This is a genomic window from Microcoleus sp. AT3-D2 (assembly GCF_036705715.1).
Taxonomy (GTDB): domain Bacteria; phylum Cyanobacteriota; class Cyanobacteriia; order Cyanobacteriales; family Microcoleaceae; genus Microcoleus.
Window position 1 is genome coordinate 1 of the sequence record NZ_JAUBVE010000121.1, and the last position, 10,120, is coordinate 10,120.

Annotated in this window: 8 protein-coding genes; 4 read left to right on the plus strand and 4 right to left on the minus strand. The window is 46.4% G+C overall.

The features are described from left to right. The 3 genes from QUB44_RS29245 to QUB44_RS29255 form a co-directional block, all read right to left on the minus strand. Positions 1-730, minus strand: a 730-nt coding sequence (locus QUB44_RS29245) for a transposase (RefSeq protein WP_333373062.1), incomplete at its 3' end; no start/stop codon positions are given. 363 nt (positions 731-1,093) lie between these two features. Next, a complete protein-coding gene (locus tag QUB44_RS29250; protein ID WP_333373065.1) occupies positions 1,094-1,363 on the minus strand; it encodes a hypothetical protein in 270 nt (89 codons plus the stop codon). Between the two features lie 433 nt (positions 1,364-1,796). Continuing rightward, complete coding sequence (locus QUB44_RS29255; protein WP_333373067.1) at positions 1,797-6,674, minus strand: CHAT domain-containing protein; 4,878 nt, start codon at positions 6,672-6,674, stop codon at positions 1,797-1,799. Positions 6,675-6,808: 134 nt separating this feature from the next. On the opposite strand from QUB44_RS29255, the gene QUB44_RS29260 reads away from it, so the two are divergent. Both QUB44_RS29260 and QUB44_RS29265 read left to right on the plus strand, forming a co-directional pair. Then, complete coding sequence (locus tag QUB44_RS29260) at positions 6,809-6,940, plus strand: hypothetical protein (protein ID WP_333373070.1); 132 nt, start codon at positions 6,809-6,811, stop codon at positions 6,938-6,940. Positions 6,941-7,073: 133 nt separating this feature from the next. Continuing rightward, a complete protein-coding gene (locus QUB44_RS29265) occupies positions 7,074-7,268 on the plus strand; it encodes a hypothetical protein (protein ID WP_333162645.1) in 195 nt (64 codons plus the stop codon). 98 nt (positions 7,269-7,366) lie between these two features. Here QUB44_RS29265 and QUB44_RS29270 read toward each other — a convergent pair whose 3' ends face one another. Continuing rightward, positions 7,367-7,657, minus strand: a complete 291-nt coding sequence (locus tag QUB44_RS29270; protein WP_333373073.1) for a hypothetical protein — start codon at positions 7,655-7,657, stop codon at positions 7,367-7,369. 220 nt (positions 7,658-7,877) lie between these two features. Between QUB44_RS29270 and QUB44_RS29275 the strand changes: the two genes are divergently transcribed. Further along, entirely contained in the window at positions 7,878-9,452 is a 1,575-nt protein-coding gene (locus tag QUB44_RS29275) for a nucleoside transporter C-terminal domain-containing protein (protein WP_333373076.1), read from the plus strand. Positions 9,453-9,896: 444 nt separating this feature from the next. Then, the gene (locus QUB44_RS29280) at positions 9,897-10,052 is read left to right on the plus strand and encodes a hypothetical protein (RefSeq protein WP_333373079.1); all 156 of its coding nucleotides are present in this window, start codon (positions 9,897-9,899) and stop codon (positions 10,050-10,052) included. Positions 10,053-10,120 lie beyond the last annotated feature (68 nt).

Below are 10,120 nucleotides of genomic sequence, written 5' to 3' on the forward strand. Positions count from 1 at the left end.
CATATTTATTTAACGATTTTACTAGCTTTTTCATTTTAACTCTTTTTTGACACATTCGCCAAAGTGAGATGCACCCATTTCTTTCACCTGTATAAATGTAATTCAAGTTGGCATTAACTCTTAATTTACCAATCAAATTTAAATCTGCATCATGTACAGCCTTCCAGAATTTAAAGCGGTAATAATAACCATCAGCGACCAAGTAACGGACAGAATCTGGCAACAAGGAACGAGTCTTTATTAAATGTTGAGCATAGTCATCAACTCTTGTTATTTCCGGCATTGAGCTTGATGGAGCTATTTTTTTTTCCGTTTTTTTGAGTTTTTTTTTACCTTGGCAGTTAGGGATTTTTTCGGGAGTTCTGTTGTCGGACGCCACGGAGTTTGTTGTACACGCTCGACTATAAGACAAGTGAGTTTCAACTTCTACAACAGCAATTACAGAAATTTCTAATCCCTCTTCAGGTCTGCCAGCTACACCATTATAAAAACTAGCTTTTCCTTCAGTTTTTTTGCCCCTTTTGGGAATAAAAGAACAATCGATAATTGCAATCAGTGTTCGCTCATGGTTTAAGGCTTGATTGATAAAATATTTATGAAATTCGGGAAAATCGAAGCCTTTAAAAAAGTGGCGACGATAGGTCTTTTCACTCAAAGAACTATAACGGCCCAGATTGGTAAAATTAACTTTGCCATAAACAAGTAAAATGGTGGAAAATAAAATCACCATAAACTTCTTTTACGCTTGACTAATTCCTGGCATTTGTTGTAAGATTGATTCAATAATATTCATCAGGCAGTTTTTTAAGTTCGTGTGTTTTTTGAGCTTTTTTTTGAGCTTAACGTAAAAACTGCCTTTTTTTGTCTTTTTCGTTAAGATACCAGTGACTTTTTTCGCTCTGCTCGCGGAGCGTCCCTATTCCAAAACTGTCCGAAGTATTGCTTGTGGTTGAGTTAATAATAATATTGCTGGATTGAGATCTTTATGAATAATTTTATGTCGATGAATTTCACTTAAAGCCCTGGTTATTTTAATGGCTGTTAATAAAAACTCTTCTCAGGTAAGTTGGTGAGAAGCCAATAAGAGCTTTAATCAGTCTCCACCACAATCCTCGAAAATGATAGCCAAACTGTTATGGTATCTTTCTAAGCTGTAGGTTTTAGGCACACTTTCTAGGTTAAGATTGTGTGTAATTTCGTATTCCTGCTTGTATCTGACTAACGAAGCTGGCATCGGATAATCTTGTTTGAGAAATTTGAGAATTACCGGTTGGTTGTCTTGCTTTCTCAGTCCCCGGTAAACTAAAGAATTATTACTTTCATGGATTTGGTTGGTAATGTCGTAGCCCGGTAAGTTAATCATTCTTACAGCCTTTTGTAAGTATTAATATTTAATTACTTGTTTAAAAATTGTTAATTAATTAAGTATATGTATCCTCTAATACATAATATTATCTGAAAATTTAAGAAAAACTTAAGCTTCAAAAGAAAAGTTATTTTTTATTAACATTTCTTAAAAATAAGACGGCTAAACATTCCAGTCAGGAGTGCGATCGCTCTACAATTGGCGTTGGACAATTTGAGGATGATGCTTGTGGGGAGTAGGGGTTACGCGTCCCGCCTGCTGCGATCGATTAACCATAATATCCCGGTCAGGGCGGGTTTTTGAGATGGTCAATTATTGGCAGGTATTCTTGGTGAACCCACCCCTACAAAAATCGCGGTTGCTCGACCGGACATGATATAATTCTCTGTTTCAGCAACGCCTCTTTTTCCTTCTTCATTCCACATCTTCATTACCAAGGATTGCCAATCATTGTAAAGGCGGCCCAATAATAAGGATGCAAAAGCACTCGATCGCCCCGCGCCGCAATTTCCGGAGGCAAAATTAGACTCATAGAAAGCCCATCGACTCGCAGCATCCCGTCTTGAATCCGCACGCGCCCCTGCAGCATCTCCAATTGCGCGCGCCGCAAAGCCTCCGCTTTAATCATCAAATTGCCACCGCGTCTGGGGGTTCGCAACTGCCGATAAAACTCAGTCATCAGCCCCAAAGTCCCCTCATCGCTGACTTCCCACAAACTCGCCAAAGCCGATTTAGCACCGCTAGCTACCGCCAAACCCGCAAACCCTAACTCCGCCTCTTCGTCGCCCAAAGCGGTACTGCATGCGCTTAAAACTAACAGATTCACCGGCGGTTCATTCCACCGCAACTGCCGCATTTGATCGATACGCAATTTAGTATCCCACAACTGAATGTAAGAATTTTTCGGTTCCCCAGGCAGGAATTCGCTGTGAGTTGCTAAGTGAATGATTCCAAAAGGCCGATTTGCCCGCTGAGCTTGCAAATTTCCGAGAGTAAAATCTTGATTCAAAAATAATTTTCCTTCTGAGGGCGGCGCGATCGACTCTAACTCCACCGGTACCGCTGGTAATGGTGCTTTATCTTCAAATACCGACGCCCCCATTGCCAAAATTTCATCATCCGCAATATTGTCGTAGCCGATATCAGTTAAACTGAGACTCGGCATGACGCTAATACTGTATTGCTCAACTAAAAATTGTTTGCCATTATGAAGAGCAGCAAAGGGCACACTCCGCAAACCTGCTGCCGGAATTACAATTAAATTGTCAATATTTAAAGCAGCCAATTCTGAGGCCATTGGCGCAATTAACCAGCGATAAAGTTTTTGAGCAGAATCCAAATAACTAATGCTGCTTCTTCTTCTGGGATTAGTTATTTCGGTTTGCAGGGCGTCGGCTAGTTGCAACACCTGCCAGCGCGTTGTCGCCGAAATTAAAACACGCTGCGGTTGAGCGTTAGCTGTTACTAACACTAATTCTAACTGCTCCCCGTTAGGAACATCGGAAACTTCTTTGCCATCCGGCTGCAACCTCTGGGTCAATTTATCTTCTAAGTGATGAGGGGGCTGGGATGCGAGGTTTCTTCTCACAGGAAATAGATTAGATAAATCCTGACTGGCCACCAACACCGAACCATTTTCTTTGGCTGCGGCTGCATCCGCTCTGCTGAGCCAATTCATATAGATGATTGCAGATTTTGCCCCGGTAATTTGTTCGTTTTTGCGAAGAGTTTCGTAAATTACCGATAGATTAGTAATCGGCTTTCTTGGGGGCAAGTCCAGATATTTTTCGTACTCGCGAGTAAAGATTTCCTCAAATGCTAAAACTCCCGAACCTGCCGAATCTAGCCTGAGAGAAGGAGCGAAAATATCCGGGCTAATTCCGGGAGTTTCGTATCGACTTTGCGATCGCAATTCTACTTGCAAAGATGCAGGAAGTGACAGCGCAGGATCAGGATTTACGGACTCTAGAGGCGGTTCGGGAATTGGTTCGGGAATTGGTTCGGGAATTGGTTCGGGAATTGGTTCGGGAATTGGTTCGGGAATTGGTTCGGGAATTGGTGCAGGAGTAGAGGACGCGGCCGGTGTAATTAGGGAAATCTGATTTGGTAAACTTCCTTGGGTGTAAGTTTGTCCAAAAGAAAAAGTGGGCAAAATGGCGTTTCCCCCGCCAGCATTAATGCTTCCCAGGGTTCCATTGTCGATCGCGCCGCCAACTACAAACGGTTGATCGCTACCGCCTCCGTGGCGAATTGCGATCGCGCCCGCCCCCGCACCTCCGGCAGTAGAAATACTCGAAGAATTGCCCGATATATCATTGAAAACATTGTTCGATTGAAACAAACCGAGGGTTGTCACATCAACGCTGCCACCAGTGCCACCAGTGCCGCCTTGAGCGTTGATAAAGCCCGACTGAATGTTATCAGTAGCGTTCAGGGAAACGCCCCCGCCGTTGCCGTTTGAAGTGCCGCTGGAGTTGATATCTAGAGCCGAAAAACCCGCTTTCGAGGTGACATCAATATTTCCGCCGATCGTCCCCGAAGCGTTCAAAGCTCCCGCAGTTAAAGGCCCAGCATTGCTTTTGAGAGCGATCGCGCCTCCAGTTCCCGCCGATGACGAGTCGATCGCACCCGCTGAAACAGTATTTCCCTCAACCCGAATCCTCCCACCATTCGAGGTAATATTACCAGTCCGAACCTCGCGGCTTCCTTGCAGGTTCACCCTGCCGCCATCGGTCCTTAAATTACCCTCTAAGAGGACATTTTCTGCCTTGATATCGGCTCCCAAAGCGGCCGTGCTGTCCCCCCCGAAGGTAACAGAATCTCGCGCGTTAACGCTCAAACTTCGCGCTGTAATTGTGGAAGCAGCCGTCACGCTAGCAGCATCAGCCGAGAGCAGGCCCAACCTCTGAGTTTGACCGACTAGGCCGTCAAAAGTAATGTTGCCGCCAGCGCGCAGCGTCAAATTATTTGCTCGGCCCGGCGTGCTGTCGAGGGTATTGGCAAAAGCAATATTGCCGGTAGTGGCGGTTAGGGCGGCGGTGCGATCGACTGTGACGTTACTATTGAAAGTCATGTCGCCAGATGTCGCAATATTGCCCGATACCTCGGTACTGCCGGCGTTGACATTCAAACTCGCCAGCGGTGCAGCTTGACCGACTGTAGCGCCGAACAGCACTCGTTGAGCGTCTAGTCTCAGGGCGCGAGATCCGTCTAGGCTACCGGAGAACAGAATGTTGCCGGTAACTTCCGTGCTCAAAGCCACGTCAGCATTGAGGGATGCGTTTCCTGTAAAAGTGAGATCGCCGCCGGATGTGGCAATGTTGGCGTTGAGATCGGTTTGGGGCGCGTCCAGAGTCAAGCTAGCGCTGCCGCTTGTTCTTAGGGGATTGTCGATCGCGATCGATCTGCCTTGAAGTGTTAGCGGGCTGTTGAAGGTAATGGGTGCGACGATCGCGATCGACGAGCTGCTACCGTTTTCGCGCCCGATCGCGATCGAACTAAAACCCCCCGCCAAAGCGCCGAGATCCGTTGCAGTCAAGTCTAAAAGGCCCAAAACATCGCCGGTGCCACCGATCCGAATTCCTCGGCTATCGTTGGGTTGCAAGCGAATTGTTCCCCCCGCACTGCTGACAGAATTGCTGCCGCCTCTGAAGTCAATGCCGTTAGCAGTGATAGCAATATTGCCGCCGTTAGCATTGAGTCCGCCCAGAGAGATGCTGCTGGCGAAAAAGTTGATGTTGCCACCTTGAGTCTCGATTAAATCGTTGGGGTCATTGACAACAAACACTCCGCCCGCTCTAAATGTTACGGTGTCTCCCGTTCTCGCTTGCAGGGAAAGTTTGTTATCGGGCAAGTCTTGGAGGGTGATGTAGCCGGGGGTATCTAGAACCACGTTGCTGCCGGCCGCCATCTCTTCCAACTGTACTTCTGAGATCGATGTTTCATTGGGTTCTGGTGCCGATTCGAGTTCCCCGCCAGTCGATCCCCCGCTGGTGTCGCCGTTACCGCTGACGATCGTAATATTTGCCGGATCGATCCACAAATTGCCGATCGCACCGTTAGTCGCGCGGGTATCGACCTCTCCTTGGAAAGTTAAAGCATTTTTGCCGGAAACTTCTACTCTGCCGCCGTTACCTGCGGCGATGCCCCCGCGAGCAGTAATATTACCGAAGAAGCGAGTTGTATTGTCTGACCAAATTACCGCAGTGCCGCCATTGCCGCGGTCGATCGCGTCTGCTGCGATCGTAGAATCAGGACTAACATAAGTTACCTGGGCGTTTGGCACTGGTTCCATCCCTTGGAAACCGCCTCCGACGCGCACAGTACCTCCGCCGTCTGTCCCGGAAGCATCGATATTTGCGCCGAAGAGTCCAACTTTTTCCCCTAAAATATTCACTGTGCCGCCAGCATTCCCAGAAGGGCCAAATACATTTACAGAACCGGAGACGATCGCACTTCCGGCAACTGCGGGCACTGTTTGGCCGCTAGTCAGTACCAATTGACCTTGTTCGTTAGTCGTTAAACCTGTGGCTGACGCTACGCCGGGGCCTGTTAGCAACTGAGGCAAAGAAACCGGGGCGATCGCCGATTGTTCTGACTGCAAAGACGGAGTAATTTCTAAACTTAATAAATTGCCAGCTTGACTGATACGGACTGCATTTTCTCCCGGAACAGCAGCCACAGTAATTTGACCGCCTGGAGCCGATAATTGTCCTGTATTAATAACGGTGCCACCGAGTAAAGTTAAACTTTGGCCGCTACCAACTGCCAAGTTTCCTGCATTGACAATTGCCCCCACTTGTGAGTTGTTAAAATTAAATTGATTGGGATTTCCCACTAAAGCTTTGTAATCATTAATTCCGGCAGAATTGAACCAGTTATCGCCGAACCCAATACCTGTAGCAGTTGTCGCGAAAAAAGACCCCGGCACGTTTAATCTAGCATTTTGACCGAAGACAATTCCCGCCGGATTCATTAAGAATAAATTTGAGTTGCCGCCGCTTACAGAAATCAGACCGTTAATGATGGAAACATTTTCGCCGGAAATCCGCCCTAAAATATTTTGAATATTTGGATTAGTTAGAAAATTAGCGATTTGACCTTCGCTGAGATTAAATTGACTGAAGCTGTGAAACAGATTGGCCCCGTTTCCTGACAGTTGTCCGCCACTAATATCTGTACGGTTTTGCTCGGACTGAACAACAGTATTTGTGCCGTCAGTAGCGGGAACGACAGGTTGCGATCGCACTGCTAGCGGTAGCAGCCCAAAACCTAATGTCAAAATTAGAGCAGAACGAAAATAGGTCATTGGAGGAAGCCATTAGTCATTAGTCATTAGTTCTTAGTCATTAGTCATTAGCCGGAAGGAAGAGGGAATTCAGAAAAGCCAATTCTCCATTACCAATTTTAATCTCTTATCGTCTTGATTTTTTTTGAGCTGTAATGTTCCGCCCAAGTGCCAATAAACTTAAAAAGGTCGATCGAACACCGCCACCGCTGGGGGTCGATCGCACTCCAAAACCACCCGTTGCCAGAATGTGGGAAATTCAAGAAAAATTTTGTATTGATCTGTAACAAGTGTATTGACAAAATCCCCCCAGAGTCCTATGATTGGAGCACTGATTGGGTGGGAAAGTAAAAACCCACACAATAACTGGCTCCTCTAATAAAGTTAAAAACAAAATATTGATGCTTTTAGAGACCAACCATGCAAACTCCAGCTTTCCCATTTCTAACTGAACAGATAGTAGAGCGGATATTTTCGTCAGGCGAACTGACTCGCGATGACAGACAGCGAATTCAGTCAATGCTCTTAAATGAGTCGATCGGCGAAAATGAATTGAGCTTAATTGAAAGAGTCATGGAAGGCGTAGTCAAGGGAATCCTTGATGTGATGAATTAGTTGATAACGGGCGCTAACATATCTAAATGTAGGGTGCGCCGAGGCACACCTTACCCTAATTTTAAATAAAATCGAAAAGCGAAAATTCTGTCACCGTTCTAAAAATCATCATCCGGGCCGTCATCCGGGCTGCCATCCGAGCTCGTATCACGACGCACAAGTTCAGAAGGAGGCCTATCGTTACTCCAGGCCCACCACACGGAATCGCACTGGCAGCGGTAAAATTCTTGCCACTTGCGGCGGTTGAACTCGGTGTATACTGGCGATCGGCGATTAATCCAGACCTCAGTGGCATCCGTACAGCTAGCACCGCACTTGGGACAGCAAAACTCATTAGCGTGAACCGCCGTCGCAGTCCATTCAGGAGGATGTGGAGCAAAAGCTTCCATGTGTTAGAGTTTCTATCTAAACTGCTGGTAATTACGGCAAATCAAGGCTTGCTAAAGATCCGCAGAGTTCGGAATGACCTAAGCAATGACATAAGTACGCTGTTGAGTGCGTAATTTATCTGCCCGTTATTTTTTTTAGCATTTGCCGTCAGATGAATAGTATAACTGATGTGGTGCAAACCGTCGATCGGCATTCTCAAGTATTTCAAGGAATCGGCTTATGTCTATCTACAATCTTATCTCGTTTCTGGGCATTTTTGGCTTATGTGCGATCGCCTGGGTTTTCTCAGAAAATCGCAAAGTTCAGTATATACCTTGGCGCGTCATCATCTGGGGCATTGGCCTGCAATTAGTCTTAGGATTTTTAGTATTCCTGTTCCCCCCAACTCGCATCGCCCTAGAGTGGTTTACTAGCTTACTGGATGGAGTATTCACCGCTGCTGACGCTGGAGCGAGGTTTGTCTTCGGGAGCAATGTTGTACCGATACCTGGTCAAGCTCCGGCAGTTAATTTAGGATATATTTTTGCCTTTCGAGCTTTACCGACAGTCATCTTTTTTTCTGGCCTCATGGCCTTGCTATACAACATCGGCGTGATTCAAATTGTCACCGAACTTTTTGCCAAAATCTTTTATACGACAATGCGCTTGAGTGGCGCAGAAGCGCTCAGCGGCGCTGCTAATATTTTCGTAGGAATTGAAGCGGCAATTGTCGTCAAACCTTATTTGCCGAAAATGACTCGTTCGGAACTTTGTGCAATCCTCTCTTGCTGTTTTGGGACTGCCGCTTCTTCAACTTTAGCAATTTACGTCAGTTTTCTCAAGCCTGTTTTTCCCAATATTTTAGGACACTTAGTTTCAGCTTCAATTATCGCCATCCCCGCTTGTTTTGTTCTATCCAAAATCTTAGTGCCGGAAACGGGAGTGCCCCTAACAATGGGCGGCATTCCCAAGGAAGAACCGAAGCCTAAAGGCCGCGAGTTTGTGGGCGAAGAAATTTCCGAAATGGACGGCGAAGAATTCAAACAAGAGACTGTTGGGGGAGAACCTATCGAACGAGTCAGCCCTCTCGATGCAGCGATTATTGGTGCATTGGACGGTGTAAAAATGGCAGTGGCAATTGCCGCTGTTTTGATTTTAATCTTGGGCTTAGTTTCCTTAATTAATCAATTCTTTGGCTGGCTGGCAATTTTGCCAGGCCCAATTGGTGGCTTTTTCAAAGTTGTCACCTTAGCCAACATTATGGGATTTTTATTTTATCCCCTGACACTCTTAACAGGAGTTTCATTAGACGACTCTTGGCAAGCGTCAGTAATCATCGGCCGTCGGCTGTTAGAAACAGCCATTCCGCCCTATCAAAGTTTAGCAGAAGCGGGCGCAAAAGGACTGGTGAGCGATCGTACAGTTTTAATTGTCAGTTACGCCCTTTCCGGCTTCGCCCACTTAGCTTCCGTCGGCATATTTGTCGGCGGCACGATCGCCCTAATTCCCTCCCGTCGCAAAGACATTTCCGAACTCGGTTGGAAAGCATTATTTGTCGGCACTTTAGCCACAATGATGATCGCTTGCATCGCCGGCACTTTCGACACCGGAGACGCCAGCATTTTAGGCGCTAAAACAGCCCCTGCTGCCCCGCTAACAGCCCCTGATTCTCCAAAACCGCTGCCATCCCCAGCCGCGAATTCAAAGCCGTCAGTTGCCCCAGCAATTGCCAGTCCGAAGCCTTCGCCCAACGCCGAAAAAGCGGCTCCGAGAGCTCAAAAATTTCCCTCTCCCGAATCCAATAAAAACCCTTAATTATCTTCTATTGACTTGTAGGGGCGGGTTTTTCCAACAATATTTAACTCCCGTCAAAAATCTATAGAAACCCGCCCCCACACAACCAATAACCTACATCAACTTTGATTGGGATAAAATCAGTTAGGGACGCACTCTGACTCAAGAAACCGGGTTTTTCACCAAATCTGTGGCTGTAACAAAATATTCTCGCAAAAAACCCGGTTTCTGGCTACCCGTGCATAAGTCCTAAGATTGTCAATTATCGACAAATATTGTATGTAAAACTAGCCCTTGGGTGACGGTGGTTTTTAGAGATTGTCAATTATCGATAAATATTGTAGGTGAAACTAGCCCTTGGGTGGGGGCGGGTTTACGAGATTGGAGGTTTTAGGCAATTATTGTAGGTGAAACCCGCCCCTTGTATCTTAAAAGAGTGAGTTAGTCGATGGCTAGATCAATCAGGTGATCGTACCAACAATCAGGCGATTGTACCGACAATCAGTCGATCGTAGCGACAATCAGTCGATCGAACCGACAATCAGTCGATCGAACCGACAATCAGTCGATCATACCGATGATCAGTCGATCGAACCGACAATCAGTCGATCATACCGATGATCAGTCGATCGTACCGATGATCAGTCGATCGTACCGATCGACGAAGTGAATCTAAAGAAACAAGGAAA

Excerpts from the sequence above, each read along its gene's own strand:
- QUB44_RS29275 (WP_333373076.1), top strand. The coding sequence starts at position 7,878 with ATGTCTATCTACAATCTTATCTCGTTTCTGGGCATTTTTGGCTTATGT.
- QUB44_RS29270 (WP_333373073.1), bottom strand. The coding sequence starts at position 7,657 with ATGGAAGCTTTTGCTCCACATCCTCCTGAATGGACTGCGACGGCGGTT.
- QUB44_RS29265 (WP_333162645.1), top strand. The coding sequence starts at position 7,074 with ATGCAAACTCCAGCTTTCCCATTTCTAACTGAACAGATAGTAGAGCGG.
- QUB44_RS29260 (WP_333373070.1), top strand. The coding sequence starts at position 6,809 with ATGTTCCGCCCAAGTGCCAATAAACTTAAAAAGGTCGATCGAACACCG.
- QUB44_RS29255 (WP_333373067.1), bottom strand. The coding sequence starts at position 6,674 with ATGACCTATTTTCGTTCTGCTCTAATTTTGACATTAGGTTTTGGGCTG.
- QUB44_RS29250 (WP_333373065.1), bottom strand. The coding sequence starts at position 1,363 with ATGATTAACTTACCGGGCTACGACATTACCAACCAAATCCATGAAAGT.